The sequence below is a fragment of the Streptomyces rhizosphaerihabitans genome, assembly GCF_025399795.1.
Classification (GTDB): domain Bacteria; phylum Actinomycetota; class Actinomycetes; order Streptomycetales; family Streptomycetaceae; genus Streptomyces; species Streptomyces rhizosphaerihabitans.
In genome coordinates this window covers 26604-44516 of sequence record NZ_JAODTZ010000062.1, presented here as the reverse complement: position 1 = coordinate 44516, position 17913 = coordinate 26604, and the positions used below count along the sequence as shown (strand labels likewise).

The following is a 17913-nucleotide window of genomic DNA, read 5'->3' as shown; positions in this document are numbered from 1 at the left end:
GTACCTCGAACTGGGTGTACAGGTAGGCCTGCTGGTCGACGGGGTCGACGAACCGGTGGAGGCCCTCACCGGTGTTGGTGTAGGCGCAGTCGGCCACGACTCGGACGACGTTGCGCCCCTGAAGGAGCCCGGGGAGCGCGATCCGCGAGTCCTTGAAGACCTCGGCCGTATCGAGCGGGTCACCGTTGAGGGTGACTTCGTGGACGGTCGGGGCCACCAGGTCGATGAACGACTCCGCGCCGGTCTCGGCGGAGTCGAAGCGCACCGTGGTCACGGACCGGTAGGTGCCGCCCTCCTGCGCGCCGGAAAGGTCGAGATCGACCTCGTACGAGTCAACGGTGAGCAGCTTCGCCCGCTGCTGCGCCTCTTCGCGGGTCAGGTTTGTGCCAGGCACGCGGTCATCTCCTCGTTATGTGTGGGTTGCGCCATCCTTCCACGGGACCCACACGGAACGCGATGTCCGTTTCCCGCCGGTGCCGGGCCGTCGCGGGCACGAGCCTGGACGTATGACGACGTACACCGCACACCCCATCGGCCCGGCCGCCCTGAAGGAACTCCGCGACACCGACGACGCGGGCCGCCGGCTCGCCCCGCTGACCGACGAGGAGGGCGGCGCCCCGCTGCGCTGCTGTCTGCGCCGCAGTGAGCCCGGCGAGCGCATCGCCCTGGTCTCCTACGCCCCGCTGCGCCGCTGGGCCGCGGAAACGGGCGCCGAACCGGGCGCGTACGACGAACAGGGCCCGGTCTTCATCCACGCGGACGCCTGCGCGGGCCCGGCCACGGACGCCCTCCCGTTCACGAACGCCCACCGCACGGTCCGCCGTTACTCGGCCGAGGGCCACATCCTGGGCGGGTATCTGGTCGAGACACCGACCACGTTCGACGAGGCCCTCACAGCGGCGTTCACCGACCCGGAGGTGGCACTGCTCCACGTACGGGCGGTGGAGTACGGCTGCTTCCTGTACGAGGTGCGGCGGGGCTAGGACCTCCGCTCGGCCCGGGGTATCGCTGTTGTTCAGCCTCAGAACTGTTCAGCCCTCGGAGCAGGGTGCGAGCGCGGAGGCTGTGGGGCCGACGGGGGTGGGGCCACTGGCAACGGGGGTGGGGCCGACGTCCTGGCCGGGGCCGACGGCTGTCGGGGCGGGGCCGACGGCGGTCGTACGCGCTCTCAGCTGGCCGAACACGGTCGCCCCGAACGCCAGCGTCATGCCCGCCGACTGCACCGGTGTCAGCGCCTGCCCCAGCGCCGCCCAGCCGATGACCGCCGCGGTCAACGGCGAGAGCGGGCCGAGGAACGTCACCTGTGTGGCGGTGAGCCGACCGATGCCCCGGAACCACAGCCAGTACGCGACCGCCGTGTTCGCCAGCGCGAGGTACAGGTAGCCGCCGATCGCCCGGCCGTCCAGTGGGGGCGGCCCGCCCTCGGCCACGAGGGCGACCGGCGCGATCAGCAGTCCTCCGGCGGTCAGCTGCCAGGCGGTCAGCGCCAGCGGACCCACTCCGTCCGGCCGCCCCCACCGTTTGGTGAGCACCGTGCCGGTGGACATCGAAGCGGTGGAGGCAAGCGCCGCGAGAACACCGACGAGGTCGAGGGCGCCCGCCGCCTTCAGGACGACGAGGCTGACGCCGAGGGCCGCGGTGATACCGGTGAGGAGCGTGCGGAGGGTCGGCCGGTCGCCGAGCAGCGCCACCGAGAGGCCCGCTACGAACAGTGGACCGGTCGACCCGACCACGGCCGCCATTCCGCCGGGCAGCCGGTACGCGGAGAGGAAGAGCAGCGGGAAGAACGCGCCGATGTTCAGCGCGCCCAGCACGGCCGCCTTCCCCCACCACACGCCGCGCGGCAGCACTCGCGCGAGCGCGAGGAGCAGCAGCCCGGCGGGCAGGGCGCGCAGCAAGGCCGTGAACAGCGGCCGGTCGGGCGGGAGGAACTCGGTGGTGACGGCATAGGTGCTGCCCCAGGAGATGGGGGCGAGCGCGGTGAGGGCTGTCAGGGCGGGTCGTTTCGCGTCCACGGGACACCCGGTTTCGGGGAGGCCGAACAGAAAGTAGGTCAGCAATAAGTAGCTTAGGTCTAAGCTACTTATTGTCAAGCCACTCTCTGGTGACCTGCTTCCCGGCGACCCACTTGCTTCCGATCCACTTGCTTGCGACCGACCTGCGACGCGGCGGATACTCGCCCCATGAGCACCCCCAAGGACCCGGTCGACGCGATCATCGAGCAGTGGGCCGCCGTCCGGCCGGACCTCGACACCGCGGCGATGGAGGTCTTCGGCCGCGTCTTCCGGCTCTCGCGCACCATGGGCGACCGGATGGAGAAGGCGTACGCGCGGTACGGGATCTCGCGCGGGGAGTTCGACGTGCTGGCGACACTGCGCCGCTCCGACGCCCCGTACACGCTCCCGCCGCGCCAACTCTCGGCCACGCTCATGCTGACCACGGGTGGGATGACCGGGCGCCTGGACAAACTGGAGCGCGCCGGACTGCTTCGCCGATCCCCCGATCCGCACGACCGGCGCGGCCTCCAAGTCACCCTGACGGACGAGGGCTTGAGGCTGATCGACGAGGCGGTCGGGGCGGGGCTGGCGGTCCAGACGGCCGCGCTCTCGGCCCTCGACAGCGGGCAGGCCGCCCAACTGGCCGACCTGCTGCGCCCGCTGCTGGCCGCCACCACCTCCTAGGACCTGTCCGGAGCGCCGACGGCCGCTGCGGGAGCCGGTCCGGCTCCGCGCGCAGCGACAGACGGCTCAGGACGGACCGGCGGCCGGGGCAGTCGGGTGAAACGCGGCGAGGGAGTCCCCGCACGCAATGGTGCGGAAACTCCCTCGGCGGAGAGTTGGTGCGAAGGGCGGGGCTCAGCCCTGCTTCGGCTGCTTGTGGGACTTGTCCAGGACCATCACGAGGCCGGCGATGGCCAGGAAAAGTGCGATCGGCAGCACGACGTAGAGGCCGAGCGTCTCGATCACGCTCAGGCCGGAGCCGGGGTCGTCGCCGTCGTCGCGGGTCAGCGCGAGCGCGGGGGACGACATGAGCAGCATCATCAGCGTCGTACCGGCGGCCAGGGCACCGGCGCGCAGAGCGTTCTTCTTGTCCACGGTGCAAACGTAGCGAACACCCGACGGGGCCGCGCGCCCGGGGTGCCGTACGGAGGTCACGGGGCACGGCGCGGGGGCCCCGGGGGGCTCCCGGGTGGGCCGGCCCGGCCGCTCTCGGCCCTCACCACGTCGATCAGGGCGTGCAGCCGGGGTGACGCGGCCAGTTCCTCCAGGGTCACCGGGCGGCCCTCGGCGTCGGCGATGGGCAGGCGCCAGTTGGGGTACTCGTCCGAGGTGCCGGGGAGGTTCTGCGGGCGGCGGTCACCGACCCCGTCCGGGAGCCAGACGCCGATCAGGTGGGCCGGGGTACGCAGCAGGAAGCGGTGCACGGCCTGGATCTCGGCCTCCTCCGCCGAGGCGGGGCCCCCGCCGTTCGCGCCACGCAGCAGCCCGAGCCGGGAGAGCAGCGCCAGCCACTCCCGGGTGTCCGCGGCGGCGGCCGCCCGTTCCTCGTCGAGGGATCCGGTCAACAGGCCGAGCCGGTCGCGGAGTTCGACGTGTTCACCGGTGAGCCGGGCCGCGGTGGGCGGCAGGTCGTGGGTGGTGGCGGTGGCCAGGCAGTCGGCACGCCAGCTGTCGGGCGGCAGGGGCAGGCCATCGCCGTCCCAGTCGCGTTCGAACCACATCACCGACGTCCCCAGCACTCCGCGTTCCTGGAGCGTCTCGCGCACCCCGGGTTCGACCGTCCCGAGGTCCTCGCCGATCACCAGTGCGCCGGCCCGCGAGGCCTCCAGTACCAGGATCGCGAGCATCGCCTCGGCGTCGTAGCGGACGTACGAGCCCTCGGTGGGCGGCTGTCCCTGGGGGATCCACCAGAGCCGGAACAGGCCCATGACGTGGTCGATGCGCAGGGCGCCGGCATGCCGCAGGAGTGCGCGCAGCAGGCGGCGGTAGGGGGCGTATCCGGAGGCGGCGAGCCGGTCGGGCCGCCAGGGCGGCAGGCCCCAGTCCTGGCCGCGCGCGTTGAAGGCGTCCGGGGGCGCGCCGACGGACATACCGGCCGCGAAGTGCTCCTGCTGGGCCCAGGCGTCGGCTCCGTCGGGGTGGACGCCGACGGCGAGGTCGTGCACGAGTCCGACGACCATGCCCGCGTCGCGCGCGGAGCGCTGGGCGCGCGCGAGCTGGGCGTCGGTGAGCCAGGCGAGCCGGCTGTGGAAGTCGACGCGGTCCATCAGTTCGCCCCGCGCGCGGGCGGTTCCGGACGAGCGGGGGTCGCGCAGGGCCGCGGGCCAGTTCCGCCAGTCGGAGCCGTACACCTCGGCGAGCGCGCACCAGGTGGCGTGGTCCTCCAGCGCCTGGCCCTCCTCGGCGAGGAAGTCGGCGTACGCCGCCTGCCGGCCGGGCCCGAGGGGCACCGCGCGGACGGATTCGAGCGCCTCGCGCTTGAGGTCCCACACGGCGTCGCGGTCGATCAGCGCGCCCTTGCGCAGAACGGACTCGCGCAGCTGTTCGGCGCGGTCCAGCACCGTACGCAGCCGGTCGCGGTCCTCGGCGTACGGGTACTCGGGGATGTCCTCGACGCGCAGGTGCACCGGGTCGGGGAAGCGGCGGGAGGACGGCCGGTACGGGGAGGGGTCGGCGGGTTCGCCGGGCACTGCCGCGTGCAACGGGTTGACCTGGACGAATCCGGCGCCGAGCGCGCGCCCGGCCCAGGCGGTCAGCTCGGCGAGGTCACCCAGGTCGCCCATGCCCCAGGAGCGGCGGGAGAGCAGGGAGTAGAGCTGGACGAGCAGACCGTACGTGCGTCCGGGCGGCGCGGGCAGCCGGGTGGGGGCGACGACGAGGTGGGCGTCGGCGGTGCGGCCGTCGGGGGCGGTGGCGTGCAGCGTGTGGACGCCGGGCGGGAGGCGGTCCGGTGAGGTTCGGGTCTCGCCCTGTTCGGTGGTGATCCGCAGCCGGGTGGCGTCCGGCAGTCCGGCGAGCTCGGCGGGGGCGAGGCCGCCCCAGCACACCAGCGTCGGCGGCAGCAGCCGGCCCGCCGTCTCGGCCTCGTGGAGCGCGAGGGCGGCGCGTACGGCGTCCGGGGTGCTCGCGTCGACGCCGAGCGCCGCCAGGATCGCGACGAGTGCCGTGTCCGGGGCCGCGACCGTGCGGTCCGGGGAGGGGTTGTGGAAGGGGGCGACACCGTGCAGTTCGGCGAGCCGGGACAGGGGCGTCCGCGGCGCCGGCTCCGGTGCCGTCCGCGGCGGGTCGGCGGGCCCACTGGGTGCCATCAGACCCCCGACGCGGCGCCGGTCGAGGTGGGCTCGCTCGTCAGATGCGCGGCGTCCGCGAGCGGCGGCTCACTGGTCAGCGGCTCGGCGTCGGGCAGCGGCGGCTCACTGGTCAGCGGCGCCTCGGCGCAGGATCCTTCCGAGCTGAGCGGACACACCTGGGCGCCCTCGGGTTCGGCGGACGCCCGGCCCGCGCGCGGGCCGGGGACGGACGGCTCCGCTCCGCGTTTGGACAGGGCCGAGAGGAGAAGGTGTGCCGATGCGGCCACGGGGGCCTCCTTGTCGAGGTCGGGTACGGCGGCCGAGGGCATTCCGGCGGATCGTGCCGGAAACGGATGCCCTGGCGGTCACCGCAGCCCTACCCCGTGGGCGCGACGACAGACGCACACGGACGGACAACGTGCTTCTGGTCACATTCTGTCGCCGTCCCGCATGTCCGGGCCGCCCCTCCAGGCTGGGGTAATCCCGGCACATCGGCCACTCTCGTTGACACCTTCACCACCCGGATGGTGGGCTCGACGTCACTCCGACGCCGCAGCCGGGGTGGCGGGCTACGAGGGGGAACCGTGCGACTCGGGCGTGGAAGAGGAGCGACCGCACTCGCGTTCGCGGTGGTCGCGAGCGCGTTCGGCACGGCTCCCGCGGCTGTCGCGGCGACCCACGGCCCGGCAGCCTCCGCGGACGACCGGAAGCCTGTCGGGAGCGGTGTGCCCGCCGTCTGGCCCCGCCCCCAGTCCCTGCGCGCGAACGGCACCCCGGTCGGGGTCACGGACGAGGTCGTCCTGGTCAGCGGTACGACGAACCCGGCGGCGTCCGGCTCGTTCGGCAGCGCGCGCTCCGGCTCGTACTCTCCTGGCGCACCTCTCACCCCGTACGCCCCCGGCGTGAGCATCGACGCGAACACAACGGACAGCGCACTCGACCCGTACGCCCTCGAAGCGTTGCGCGACCTGCTGCGGCAAGCCGGCGCCCGCACGATCACGACGGCGCGCGACGGTGACGCGCTCCCGGCGCACGCCCTGGTGGTGCGGGTGGGCACGGACTCCGCGAACACCGGTCGGCAGGGTGCGGGTTCCTTCGCCGGCGCGCCCGCCGCGTCGGGCTCCCTGGAGCGGGCGCTCACATCGCTCGGCGCCGCCCCCCGCGCCGATCTCCCCTCCGGCGGCTACCGGCTGGCCGTCGGCCGCACCGACGGCCGCGACACCGTCGCCCTCGCGGGGGTCGGCGAGGACGGGCTGTACCACGCGGTGCAGACGCTGCGTCAATTCCTCGGCGCCGACGGCAGGATCGCCGGTGCCGTCGTCCGGGACTGGCCCGGCACCGCCGTGCGCGGCACCACCGAGGGGTTCTACGGCAGCCCCTGGACCCCCGAACAGCGCCTGGCGCAGCTGGACTTCATGGGTCGGACCAAGCAGAACCGCTATGTCTACGCGCCCGGCGACGACCTCTTCCGGCAGGCGCGCTGGCGCGAGCCGTACCCGGCCGGAGAGCGCGCCCACTTCCGGGACCTCGCGGAGCGGGCGCGCCGCAATCACGTCACACTGACCTGGACGGTGGCCCCCGGGCAGGCGATGTGCTTCTCCTCGGACGCCGACGTGAAGGCGCTGACGCGCAAGCTGGACGCCATGTGGGCACTCGGGTTCCGGGCCTTCCAGCTGCAGTTCCAGGACGTCAGTTACACCGAGTGGCACTGCGGGGCGGACGCGGACACGTTCGGCTCCGGCTCCGAGGCGGCGGCGAAGGCGCAGGCGCGGGTGGCGAACGCCGTGGCCCGGCATCTCGCCGCCCGGCACCCGGAGGTGGCCGCGTTGTCCCTGATGCCGACGGAGTACTACGAGGACGGTTCGACCGACTACCGCCGGCAGCTGGCGAGCGCCCTGGACGAGGGCGTCGAAGTCGCTTGGACGGGTGTCGGTGTCGTGCCCAAGACCATCACGGGCGGCGAACTGGCGCGTACCCGCGAGGTGTTCGGCAGCCACCCGCTCGTCACCATGGACAACTACCCCGTCAACGACTACGCGCAGGACCGGGTGTTCCTCGGCCCCTACCAGGGGCGCGAGCCGGCGGTGGCCACGGGCTCGGCGGCTCTGCTGGCGAACGCGATGCCGCAGGCCGAGGCCTCCCGCATCCCGCTCTTCACCGCGGCCGACTACGCCTGGAACCCCCGGGACTACCGGCCCCAGGAGTCCTGGGGGGCCGCGATCGAGGACCTCGCGGGCGGTGACGCCCGCGGCGCGGACGCGCTCCGCGCGTTGGCCGGGAACGACGCGTCCTCCGTCCTGGGCGGCGAGGAGTCGGCGTATCTGCGCCCGCTCATGGAGGCGCTCTGGCAGGCGCGGACGACCACGGACCGGGCCGCGAACGAGAGCGCGGCCGAGCGGCTGCGCGCCGCGTTCACCGTGATGCGCGAGACGCCGAAGCGGCTGGCGGGGCTCTCGATCGCCACCGAAGTACAGCCCTGGACCGAGCAGTTGGCGCGCTACGGCGAGGCCGGCGAGACGGCCGTCGCGCTGCTGAGCGCCCAGTCGAGCGGCGACGCGACGGCGGCGTGGACGGCGTACCGCACGCTGAACCGGCTGCGCGCCGAGCTCGCGGCGAGCGGGGTGACGGTCGGCAAGGGCGTGCTCGACCCGTTCCTGACGCGGGCCCGCACGGCGTACGAGAAGTGGGCGGGCCTCGACAACGAGCCCTCCACCGGCCGCGACACCCCGAAGGACTCCGGAACGACGGGGGGCGGCGGCACGGGGACCGGCGACGACGGACGCGCGGACGGCGGCGGTCCTGCGGACAACGGCGGGACCGCCCAGGACGGCCGGCCACAGGACGACGGCACACCGGAGGCCGGCACCGGGCAGGACCCGCGCACCCTCCGCCTCCCGCACCCCCGCACCCTCACCGCGCTGAGCGTGCTCACCGACCCCGGCACGACGGGTTTCGTCGAGGCGCATGTCCCGGGCGGGGGCTGGCGGTACCTCGGCGCGCTCGCGGCCGGGGGCGCGACGGAGGTCGGCGCGGCGGAGGTCGGCACGGCGGGCGTGCGCGCGGACGCGCTCCGGGTCACCGGTCCGGAACGCTCACAGGTCCGCCATCTCGTGCCGTGGTTCGCCGACTCCCCCGCCGTGGCACTGGAGTTGGCCCGATCCGCGACGGACGTGGAGATCGGCGGCACACAGCGGATCACGGCCCGGCTGACGTCGCTGCGCCCCACCGGCATCAGCGGTGAACTGACCGCGCGGGCCCCGAAGGGCATCGAGGTCAAGGTCTCGCGCCCTGCGCCGACCCTTCCACGCGGCGCCGTCGTCGACAGCATCGTCGAGGTCACGGTCCCGCCGGGAACGCCGTCGGGCACGTACGAGGTCACGGTCACCTTCGGCTCGCAGACCCGCGCTCTGACCGTCCGCGCCTTCCCACGCACCGCGGGCCCCGACCTGGCCCGCACCGGCACGGCCTCCTCGTCCGGCGACGAGACCCCCGACTTCCCGGCGTCGGCGGCCAACGACGGTGATCCGGCGACCCGCTGGTCCTCCTCCGTCGACAACGGCGCCTGGTGGCAGGTTCAGTTCGCCGAGCCGGTGCGCCTCGGTCGGCTCGTGCTGAGCTGGCAGGACGCGTACCCCTCCGCGTACCGCGTCCAGGTCTCCGCCGACGGACGCGTCTGGCGCACCGCGACGACCGTGGACGACGGCCGCGGCGGCCAGGAATCCCTCCGCTTCGACGAACGCGACGTCCGCTACGTGCGCGTCCAGGGGATCAAACGGGCCACGCAGTACGGGTACTCGCTGTGGTCGGCGGAGGCGTACGCGGTCGCGGACTGACGCCCGGTCAGGACCACGCAGCGGCTCGCCCGAGCGACCGGAACACCTGATCGGCACGGCGGTGCGACACGGCGGGTCGGCACGGCGACGCGACACAGCGGGGCGACACAGCGGGGCGGCACAGCGGGGCGGCACAGCGGGGCGGCACCTTCCCACGATCGACCATCGGTGATCTTCAGCCATCTTCCATCACCTATTCACTCAGTACATATCTTGAGTACATACTGATCTCCATGAGCACCCGTCACATCCTGTTGGGGCTGCTCGCCGGAGGCCCCAGCCATGGGTACGACCTCAAGCGACGGCACGACGAACGCTTCCCGCAGGCCCGGCCACTGGCCTACGGGCAGGTCTACACCACCTTGCAGCGCCTGGTCCGCGACGGTCTCGCCGCGATCGACGGCACCGCCTCGGACGGCGGTCCGGAGCGGACCCTGTACCGCTCGACCGACGACGGATCGCGTGAACTCACCCAGTGGGCGGGCGAGATCGCACCGCCCGCGCCCTTCGTGACGAACGAGATCTTCGCCAAGGTCGTCGTCTCGATCCTCGCCTCGGCGGACCCGGCCGGCTATCTGCTGGCCCAGCGCGCCGCCCACATGGCGCGGATGCGCGAGCTCACGGCGGTGAAGACGGCGCCCGGCGCCGATCTCGCGACCGTCCTCTCGGCCGACTACGCCCTCAACCACCTCGACGCCGACCTCCGCTGGATGACCACCACGGCGGACCGGCTCACCAACCTCACCGCGGAGGTCCACACAGCATGAGCACCCCCCTTCTGACCGCCCGGGACCTGGTCAAGGCGCACGGTCCCACCCCGGCGCTGCGCGGCGCCTCGCTGGAGCTGGCCGCGGGCGAGGTTCTCGCCGTCACCGGGGCCAGCGGCAGCGGGAAGTCCACCCTGCTCCACTGCCTGGCGGGCATCGTCAAACCCGACAGCGGCACGGTGGAGTACGCGGGCGAGCGTCTCGACCTGCTGCCCGAGAAGCGGCTCAGCGAGCTGCGCCGTACGGACTTCGGGGTGGTGTTCCAGTTCGGCCAGCTGATCCCGGAACTGACCGCCGCCGACAACGTTGCGCTGCCCCTGCTGCTCGCGGGCACTTCCCGGGCGGCGGCGCGGGAGCGGGCCGGCGAGTGGCTGGAGCGGTTCGGCGTACGGGGCCAGGAGGCGCTGAGGCCCGGCGAGCTGAGCGGCGGGCAGGCCCAGCGGGTGGCGCTGGCGCGGGCCCTGGTGACGGATCCGAAGGCCGTCTTCGCGGACGAGCCGACCGGCGCGCTCGACTCCCTCGCCGGGGAGCAGGTGATGACCGCCCTGATCCACACCGCCCGGGAGTCCGGCACGGCGGTCCTGCTGATCACGCACGACGCCCAGGTGGCGGCGTACGCGGACCGGGAGGTGTCGTTGCGGGACGGCACCGTGGCCGACCCCGGCGCCCTGCCGGCGGGCTCCGCGACCTCGGCCGCGGCGGAGGTGTCCCGGTGAGAACCGACCTTCGGCTCGCGCTGCTCCTGACCCGCGGTTCCGACCGGCGGGAGGGGTGGCGGGTCACGCTCACGGCCGTGGGAGCGGCACTCGCCACGGCGCTCTGCCTGGCCACCGTCGCCGTCGCCTCGCTCCAGGGGCAGTACCACTCGGCCCTCGCCGCCGGCCTGCTCGAGCAGCCCGGCGAACGCGCGGGCGTGGTGCTCACCCTGCTGCTCCTGCTGGTGCCGGTGCTCGGCTTCCTCGGGCAGTGCGCCCGCATCGGCGCCGTGCACCGCGACCGGCGGCTGGCCGGGCTGCGCCTGGCGGGGGCCTCCCCGGCTCAGGTGCGGCGGATCGCCGCACTGGAGGCGGGCCTCGCCTGCCTCATCGGCTCGGCAGTCGCCACCATCGTCTGCACACCGGTCCTGCTGCGCCAGTGGCAGAACCCGCCTGTCACCGTCTGGGCCGACTGCGCGGGGGTCGCGCTCGCCGTGCCCGTGGTGGGCGCGCTGGTGAGCACGCTCGCCCTGCGCCGGGTGGTGGCCTCGCCGCTGGGCCTGGTGCGCCGGGTGCGCCCGAGCGGCGGGCGGCCGGGTCCTGGCCTCGCCGTCCTCACAACCGCTCTCGTGATGCTTCTCACCGGGCTCGCCATCGCTCCGCGCAGCTTCGGCGGGTTCCAGACGGCCCCCGTGCCCGTCTTCACCGTGGTGATTCTCACCGGCCTCGGAGCCGTCTGGGCGGTGGGCGCGAGCGCCCGTCCGACCGGCCGGCTGCTCGCCGGGCGGACCGGGAACCCGGCGACCCTGATCGCGGCCGAGCGGCTGCGGGACGATCCGTGGGCGGGCGCCCGCACGCACGCGGCGGTGCTCCTGGTGACCGTCGTGGGGACGGGCTTCGTCGGCGTACGCCAGGTGCTGCTCGACGACCTCACCGGTCGCGACGCCGACTCGTTCCCCACGAACCTGTCCTTCTACACCACCGGTATCGACCTCACGGGTGCCGCGATCCTGCTGGCCCTCGCGATCACGCTCTCCGGGCTGGCCGTTGGGACCGCCGAATCGCTGGCCACCCGCCGCCGCGGCCTCGCCGCACAGGCCGCCGCCGGGGTGCCGCAGGCCGTGCTCGGCAGGGCCCTGCTCCTGGAGACGGCCCTGCCGCTCGCCCCGGCGGTCGCGCTGGCCGGTGCGGGAGGCCTCGGGATCGGCGTCTGGTACGGGCAGCTCGCGGGCGGCGGAACGGTACCGGTGCTGCCGGTGGTCGTCCCGGTGGCCGTCTACGCGGCCTGTCTGCTGGCCGCGGCCACCTCGCTGCCCCTGCTGCGCCGCTCGGTGCGCCCCGCGGAGCTGCGTCACCAGTGACCCCGCCCCGTCCTGCCCACGGGCAGGACGGGCTCCCCGGGAGGCACGGGGGTCCTTCTGGGGAGCCGGAACTGGCGGCGGCCAAGAGTGCCGCCGCCAACACAAAAGCCCGGATCGTCAGGCTGAAATGCCGTCGATCCGGGCCATGGCATCGTCCGCGCCGTACGGTTGCAGGTAGGGCATCCAGCGTGGGTCCCTGTGCCCTGTTCCGATGATGCGCCATGCGAGCCCCGTCGGCGGGGCGGGTTTGTGGCGCAGGCGCCAGCCGATCTCGACCAGGTGGCGGTCGGCCTTGGTGTGGTTGCAGCGGCGGCAGGACGCCACCACGTTGTCCCAGGCGTGCTGACCCCCGCGGGAACGCGGGATGACGTGGTCGACGCTGGTTGCGACGCCACCGCAGTACATGCACCGGCCGCCGTCGCGGGCGAACAGAGCTCGCCTGGTCAGCGGGACGGGCCCTCGGTAGGGAACCCGTACGAACCTCTTCAGCCGGACCACGCTGGGTGCGGGGACAGTAACGGTCGCGCTGTGCATGAAGGCGCCGGACTCCTCGAGAGAAACGGCTTTGTTCTCAAGGACGAGGACGAGCGCGCGGCGGAGCGGTACGACGCCGAGCGGCTCGTACGACGCGTTGAGGACCAAAACGTGCGGCACGGATGCCTCCTTGTACGCCGGCGGCGCGTGGCTCGCGCCGGGACGATCTGCAGTCAGTCTCCCCTCATGCCTGGTGGAAGCGCCACCATGTCCCGGTAACGGGCTGGGAGTGTTTTCGACCACATCCCCTTCATCCCCAGGTGAGCACGGTCTCTCCCCTGAGCATGGCAACGAGCCTCGCGCTTTGCCCCGTTAGGGTTGTGGTTCTGCCCGAACGGCGCCCCTCTTGTGTCCGGCCGCGGGCAGACCGCTACGCCTGGAGGTACCTGCCGTGTCCCTGCCCGTCCTATTGGCCCTGGCCGCCGGTTCGACCCCGTCGCCGTCTCCCTCGACGTCGACCGGTCCGGTGACCCCAACGCTTCAGGACGCCCAGGAAAGTGCGACCCACGCGGCCAGCTGGGTCGAGGAGAACTGGTCGACCTGGCTGGCCATAGGTCTGCGCGTCCTGCTGATCCTGGTGGTCGCCGCCGTACTGAGAGTGTTCGTACGGCGGGCGATCACCAAGCTCATCGATCGCATGACCCGCACCGTCCAGGCCGTCGACGGTACCGCGCTCGGCGGTCTGCTGGTGAACGTGGAGCGCCGCCGGCAGCGCTCCCAGGCCATAGGGTCGGTGCTGCGCTCGGTCGCGTCCTTCCTGATCATGGGTACGGCCGCGCTGATGATCCTCGGCACGTTCGAGATCAATCTGGCCCCGCTGCTCGCCTCGGCGGGTGTGGCCGGTGTCGCGATCGGTTTCGGTGCCCGCAACCTGGTCACCGACTTCCTCTCCGGCGTCTTCATGATCCTTGAGGACCAGTACGGCGTCGGTGACGTGATCGACGCGGGCGTCGCCTCCGGCGAGGTCATAGAGGTGGGCCTGCGCGTGACCAAGCTGCGCGGCGACAACGGCGAGATCTGGTACGTCCGCAACGGCGAGGTCAAGCGGATCGGCAACCTCTCCCAGGGCTGGGCCACGGCCGGAGTGGACGTCACGGTCCGCGCCTCGGAGGACCTGGACCACGTCCGGGCCGTCATCGACGACGTCGCCCAGACCATCAGCAAGGAAGAGCCCTGGAACGAGCGTCTGTGGGGCCCGATCGAGATCCTGGGCCTGGACAGCGTCCTGCTCGACTCCATGGTGGTCCGCGTCTCGGCCAAGACCATGCCCGGCAAGGCCCGGTCCGTGGAGCGCGAGCTCCGCTGGCGCATCAAGCGCGCCTTCGACGCGGCCGACATCCGTATCGTGGGCGGCCCCACGGTGCCCCCGGAGGAGGAGCCCCTCGACCCGACGTCCGCGGTGGCGGCCCCGTCGGCCCTGGGCAACCCGGCTTCTCCCCAGTCGGAGGCAACGGCCCCCATCCCGGCCCCCGGCTCGGTCCCGGCTCCGTCGGGCGCACCGAAGTAGGACGGCTGCAGTCAAGAGGCCGGGATCGCTCCGGCTGTACGTGAGAAGGGGCGGGCGCCCGGGTGTTCGGGGCGCCCGCCCCTTCGTCCATGCGAGCGGGCCCGCAACCCTCGGCGGAAGGCACCGCCGGTGACGACGTAGGGGAAACACAAGCCCGAGGAACGGTTTCAGCACTCTCGTTCGAGTGAACGGTCGGGGGCATCCGGCGCCGTGGGGGCGCCGGATGCCCCATCGTCCTGCCGGGGCACCCGACGCGGGCTTAGCCTGGCACCAGCGTGACAAGGAGACCGAGCGATGAGCGCGGAACCGATCATGGAGCCGGTGATGACGCACGTGGACCCCATCGACCTGTTGATCGCGATCGAAGAGGCGTCGCCCATGCCGATTCGACCCGAGTACGTCGAGGGGATGGCCATCGTGCCGCCGCAACCGAACGACAACCACAACGACGGTGCATTCGAGTTGAGTTTCCAGTTCCGCGCGGCTGGATTCCGTCTCGTGGGCATGGGCAACGGTTACCGTGCCGCTCACAAGGACGGCACGACCATGGCCCTGATCATTCCGGACTTCTACATCCGCCGGCGCAGGCCGACCGACCTCGACGAGTCCTACCGCAGAACCCACAAGGGCTGGTACCCCATCGACGTGATCGCCCTCGTGGGCGAAGTCACTTCCACCAACCACGAAACGGACACCGGCCCCAAACTCCGCACGTACGCCGCCGCCGGCGTCCCCGTCCACGTCCTGATCGACCGCCACACCGGGACGGCCCACTGCTACGCGGACCCCGTCCTCCCCGGCGACGACCCCACCGAGGCCTACTACGGCGCCGACACCAAGGTGGACCTGGGCGACCCGCTCCCCCTCCCGGCCCCGTACCCCGCCCTGGACACGAGGCCCTTCCTCAGCGACTGAGCGGACCACACGTCAGCCGGTACGCCTCCTGGATCCAGGGCTCGTTGACGGGGTTCACGCCACAGGCCAGGGAGTCACTTGTGTGGCCCCGGAGTCAGGTGGTCACGCTGCCGAAGACGTCATGGCCGGAGCAGGTCGCAGTGAAGCCCGCGTCGACGACCTGGATGCCCTCGGCCCCGACGAAACGCCCCGCGTGCCCAAGGGAGTCGACCTTGACGGGATGGCGCTCGCGGTCGGCGGACTTCTCCCCCGGAGCGGCCAGTTCCTCGGTGTCCCACCGCTTGAGGCGCTTGGCGAGAGCGTCGAGGACGAGGACGAGGTGGGCGGACACGCGGAGTAACCGCCCCCACATCAGGGGGAACACCCGCGCATCGTCCGGCACAGCACGACGCGCGGACAGGGTGACGCGCCTGTGCCCGCATCCGCACGCGGGCACAGGCGCGGGCGCGGAACAGATCCTCTTCACACACCCCCCGCATTTCAGCCACATCCGGCGGCCGTCTACTGTCGCCCCAACAGCGGGCCCTTGTTCTGGAGCTCAACGCCCGGGGGCCCGCCTCGAATGTGGGGAATCCATGCGCAAGTACGCCATAGGTGCCGTCGTTTCCGGTGCCCTGGCCCTGTCCGCCCTGGCCGTGCCGTCCGCGTCGGCCGCCACTCCGGACCTCACCTTCTCCAACGTGGTGGTCAACAACGGCAAGGCGATCGTCGTCGGCACCGCCGCCACGGTGAACGTCCCGGTCAAGTACACCCTGGTCCGCCCGGCCGGCCTCGTCCTCGACGGCTTGACGAACGACGCGGGCATCGCGCTGTACCGCGGAACGTCGCTCTCGAGGCTGCAGAACGAGATGGAGTCGGACGACGCCGCGAGGTGCACCACGACGGCCACGACCGCCACGACGGTCACCGCGTCCTGCACCGAGGTCATCTCCATCGCGCCCCAGGACTACTTCTTCGACGCGGCGGACGCCGGTACCTGGAAGGTGGCCGGCTTCTACGGCCGCTCCACCTCGACCACCGAGGACTCCGGCAACCACATCAGTTTCAGCTTCGGCTACGACATGTGGGGCCTCCCCGGCACCGCCCAGGTCAAGCGCGCCGCCAAGCTCACCACCAATGCCACCCCCGAGCCGGTGAAGAAGGGCAGCACCCTCACCGTCAAGGGCACGCTGACCCGCGCCGACTGGGCGACCACCAAGTACGCCGGCTACAAGGGCCAGCCGGCCGCCCTCCAGTTCAGGGCCAAGGGCGCGACCGCCTACAAGACCGTCAAGACGGTGACCTCCGGCACGGCGGGCGCCCTGACCACCACGGTCAAGGCCGCCGCCGACGGCACGTACCGCTACACGTTCGCGGGCACGACCACCACGGGCACCGCCACGGCCACGGGCGACTACGTCGACGTGAAGTAACCGAGTCCGCCCCCCCGGGCCGACCCCTCCCCAGGTCGGCCCCGAGCCGCCCCCGCAGCAGACGAGTCCGTCAGCGGCGGGGGCGGCTTCGCGACTTCTTCGGCCGGGTAGGACCGCAGCGTTCCCCGCCGCCCGGCTCCCTCACCCGACTCGACCGCCCCAACCCCAACCCCCGCCCCCCAGGTAACGACTCTGTTGCCCAGGGGGCGGTTTCTCTTGACGCCTCCGACCAGTCCGGCCTACCTTCCTCGCACAGCAATAGGAAACTTTCCTAACAATGATCTTGCGGTGGACTTCCGAAGGCACCTCGGGGGAAGCTGGTCGGCCAAGAAGGGCAGGTGGCGACAGACATGACAGGAACCGCCGGTACGCCGGGCACCCCTCGCGTCCTGCGCGCGATGAACGACCGCGCCGCCCTCGATCTGCTGCTCGCGCACGGACCGCTCTCGCGCACCCGGATCGGGAAGCTCACCGGGCTGTCCAAGCCCACCGCCTCGCAGCTCCTGGCCCGGCTGGAGGCCGCCGGGCTCGTCCTGGCCACCGGCACCAGCGAGGGGCGGCCGGGCCCCAGCGCCCAGCTGTACGAGGTCAATCCGGGCGCCGCCCACGCGGCGGGCCTGGACGTCACCCCCGAGCGCGTCCTCGCCGCCGTCGCCGACATCACCGGCCGGACGGTCGGCGAGTACGAGCTGCCCGCTCCGGGCCGCCGCCGGTCCCAGCCCGTCGTACGCCAGGTCACCGACGCCCTCGACGGCGCGGTGAAGGCGGCCGGGCTCGCCCGGGACGACGTCCGCCGCCTCGTCATCGGCACCCCCGGCGCCTTCGACCCCAACACCGGCCGGCTGCGCTACGCCTCGCACCTGCCCGGCTGGCACTCGCCCACCCTCCTCGACGAGCTGGCGGCCGCGCTGCCGATGCCCGTCGAGTACGAGAACGACGTCAACCTCGTCGCCATCGCGGAGCAGCGGCTCGGTGCCGCCCGGGGGCACGAGGACTTCGTCCTGCTGTGGAACGAGGGCGGTCTCGGCGCCGCGCTCGTCCTCGGCGGCCGGCTGCACCGCGGCTGGACCGGCGGCGCGGGCGAGGTCGGCTTCCTGCCGGTGCCCGGCGCGCCCCTGGTGCGCCAGGTGACCCGGGCCAACAGCGGCGGCTACCAGGAGCTGGCCGGTTCGCAGGCCATCCCCAAGCTGGCGCGTGAGCTCGGCATCGAGGACCTGCCCGCGGGCCCCTACGCCGAGGTCGCGGCCACCGTCGTCGAACGGGCCGCCGCCGTCGACGAGGGCCCCTACCGGCAGCTCCTGGAGACGTACGCGACCGGACTCGCCACCGGTCTGGCCTCCCTCGTCTCCGTGCTCGACCCCGAACTCGTCGTCCTCAGCGGATCGTCGCTCACCGCGGGCGGGGAACCGCTGCGCGCCCTGGTCCAGGCCGAGTTGGAGGAGCTGGCCGCGTCCCGGCCGCGCCTCGTTGTCGGCGACGTACACGAACACCCCGTACTGCGCGGCGCGTTGGAGAGCGCCCTGGCAGCCACCCGCGACGAGGTCTTCGACACCTCCCGCTGACCCCGCCCTCAAGCCCGCAACTCCCCCGTCCGACCCG

Annotated in this window: 16 protein-coding genes and 1 pseudogene; 10 read left to right on the top strand and 7 right to left on the bottom strand. The window is 72.9% G+C overall.

The window, feature by feature from the left end:
* Nucleotides 1-394 (bottom strand): annotated as a pseudogene (locus N4G66_RS39080) (aminopeptidase N); the annotation flags it as partial.
* 112 nt (nt 395-506) lie between these two features.
* Here N4G66_RS39080 and N4G66_RS39075 point away from each other — a divergent pair.
* A complete protein-coding gene (locus tag N4G66_RS39075) occupies nt 507-983 on the top strand; it encodes a DUF1203 domain-containing protein (RefSeq protein WP_261709052.1) in 477 nt (158 codons plus the stop codon).
* 48 nt (nt 984-1031) lie between these two features.
* Here N4G66_RS39075 and N4G66_RS39070 read toward each other — a convergent pair whose 3' ends face one another.
* On the bottom strand, nt 1032-2015 hold the full coding sequence (locus tag N4G66_RS39070; protein ID WP_261709051.1) for an EamA family transporter: 984 nt from the start codon (nt 2013-2015) through the stop codon (nt 1032-1034).
* Between the two features lie 168 nt (nt 2016-2183).
* Between N4G66_RS39070 and N4G66_RS39065 the strand changes: the two genes are divergently transcribed.
* The gene (locus tag N4G66_RS39065) at nt 2184-2681 is read left to right on the top strand and encodes a MarR family winged helix-turn-helix transcriptional regulator (protein WP_261709050.1); all 498 of its coding nucleotides are present in this window, start codon (nt 2184-2186) and stop codon (nt 2679-2681) included.
* A 174-nt stretch (nt 2682-2855) separates the two neighbouring features.
* Here N4G66_RS39065 and N4G66_RS39060 read toward each other — a convergent pair whose 3' ends face one another.
* The 3 genes from N4G66_RS39060 to N4G66_RS39050 are packed head-to-tail and all read right to left on the bottom strand — an operon-like array spanning nt 2856 to nt 5577.
* Nucleotides 2856-3095 carry a hypothetical protein gene (locus N4G66_RS39060; protein ID WP_261709049.1) on the bottom strand — a complete coding sequence of 80 codons (240 nt, stop codon included), beginning with the start codon at nt 3093-3095 and terminating at the stop codon, nt 2856-2858.
* A gap of 56 nt (nt 3096-3151) precedes the next feature.
* Complete coding sequence (malQ, locus tag N4G66_RS39055; RefSeq protein ID WP_261709048.1) at nt 3152-5308, bottom strand: 4-alpha-glucanotransferase; 2157 nt, start codon at nt 5306-5308, stop codon at nt 3152-3154.
* A complete protein-coding gene (locus tag N4G66_RS39050) occupies nt 5308-5577 on the bottom strand; it encodes a hypothetical protein (protein ID WP_261709055.1) in 270 nt (89 codons plus the stop codon). Before N4G66_RS39050 ends, malQ begins: the two co-directional genes overlap by 1 nt.
* A 342-nt stretch (nt 5578-5919) precedes the next feature.
* Between N4G66_RS39050 and N4G66_RS39045 the strand changes: the two genes are divergently transcribed.
* The 4 genes from N4G66_RS39045 to N4G66_RS39030 all read left to right on the top strand — a co-directional run bounded on the left by N4G66_RS39045 (nt 5920) and on the right by N4G66_RS39030 (nt 11946).
* Nucleotides 5920-9123: a beta-N-acetylglucosaminidase domain-containing protein gene (locus tag N4G66_RS39045; RefSeq protein ID WP_391858962.1), complete on the top strand. Its 3204-nt coding sequence runs from the start codon at nt 5920-5922 to the stop codon at nt 9121-9123.
* A 233-nt stretch (nt 9124-9356) separates the two neighbouring features.
* On the top strand, nt 9357-9890 hold the full coding sequence (locus tag N4G66_RS39040) for a PadR family transcriptional regulator (RefSeq protein WP_261709047.1): 534 nt from the start codon (nt 9357-9359) through the stop codon (nt 9888-9890).
* Nucleotides 9887-10606, top strand: a complete 720-nt coding sequence (locus N4G66_RS39035) for an ABC transporter ATP-binding protein (RefSeq protein WP_261709046.1) — start codon at nt 9887-9889, stop codon at nt 10604-10606. Before N4G66_RS39040 ends, N4G66_RS39035 begins: the two co-directional genes overlap by 4 nt.
* Nucleotides 10603-11946 (top strand): FtsX-like permease family protein, encoded by a 1344-nt coding sequence (locus N4G66_RS39030; protein ID WP_261709045.1) that lies wholly within the window; start codon nt 10603-10605, stop codon nt 11944-11946. Before N4G66_RS39035 ends, N4G66_RS39030 begins: the two co-directional genes overlap by 4 nt.
* A 117-nt stretch (nt 11947-12063) precedes the next feature.
* Here the strand turns inward: N4G66_RS39030 and N4G66_RS39025 are convergent, their stop codons facing one another.
* Nucleotides 12064-12600 (bottom strand): HNH endonuclease, encoded by a 537-nt coding sequence (locus N4G66_RS39025; RefSeq protein WP_261709044.1) that lies wholly within the window; start codon nt 12598-12600, stop codon nt 12064-12066.
* A 271-nt stretch (nt 12601-12871) separates the two neighbouring features.
* Between N4G66_RS39025 and N4G66_RS39020 the strand changes: the two genes are divergently transcribed.
* Together N4G66_RS39020 and N4G66_RS39015 are read left to right on the top strand one after the other, a co-directional pair.
* Nucleotides 12872-13987 carry a mechanosensitive ion channel domain-containing protein gene (locus N4G66_RS39020; protein WP_261709043.1) on the top strand — a complete coding sequence of 372 codons (1116 nt, stop codon included), beginning with the start codon at nt 12872-12874 and terminating at the stop codon, nt 13985-13987.
* Nucleotides 13988-14281: 294 nt separating this feature from the next.
* Nucleotides 14282-14902 carry a Uma2 family endonuclease gene (locus N4G66_RS39015; RefSeq protein ID WP_261709042.1) on the top strand — a complete coding sequence of 207 codons (621 nt, stop codon included), beginning with the start codon at nt 14282-14284 and terminating at the stop codon, nt 14900-14902.
* A gap of 94 nt (nt 14903-14996) precedes the next feature.
* Here N4G66_RS39015 and N4G66_RS39010 read toward each other — a convergent pair whose 3' ends face one another.
* Nucleotides 14997-15233 carry a hypothetical protein gene (locus N4G66_RS39010; RefSeq protein WP_261709041.1) on the bottom strand — a complete coding sequence of 79 codons (237 nt, stop codon included), beginning with the start codon at nt 15231-15233 and terminating at the stop codon, nt 14997-14999.
* A 244-nt stretch (nt 15234-15477) separates the two neighbouring features.
* On the opposite strand from N4G66_RS39010, the gene N4G66_RS39005 reads away from it, so the two are divergent.
* Together N4G66_RS39005 and N4G66_RS39000 are read left to right on the top strand one after the other, a co-directional pair.
* Nucleotides 15478-16314 carry a hypothetical protein gene (locus tag N4G66_RS39005; protein ID WP_261709040.1) on the top strand — a complete coding sequence of 279 codons (837 nt, stop codon included), beginning with the start codon at nt 15478-15480 and terminating at the stop codon, nt 16312-16314.
* 350 nt (nt 16315-16664) lie between these two features.
* Entirely contained in the window at nt 16665-17876 is a 1212-nt protein-coding gene (locus tag N4G66_RS39000; RefSeq protein ID WP_261709039.1) for an ROK family transcriptional regulator, read from the top strand.
* Nucleotides 17877-17913 lie beyond the last annotated feature (37 nt).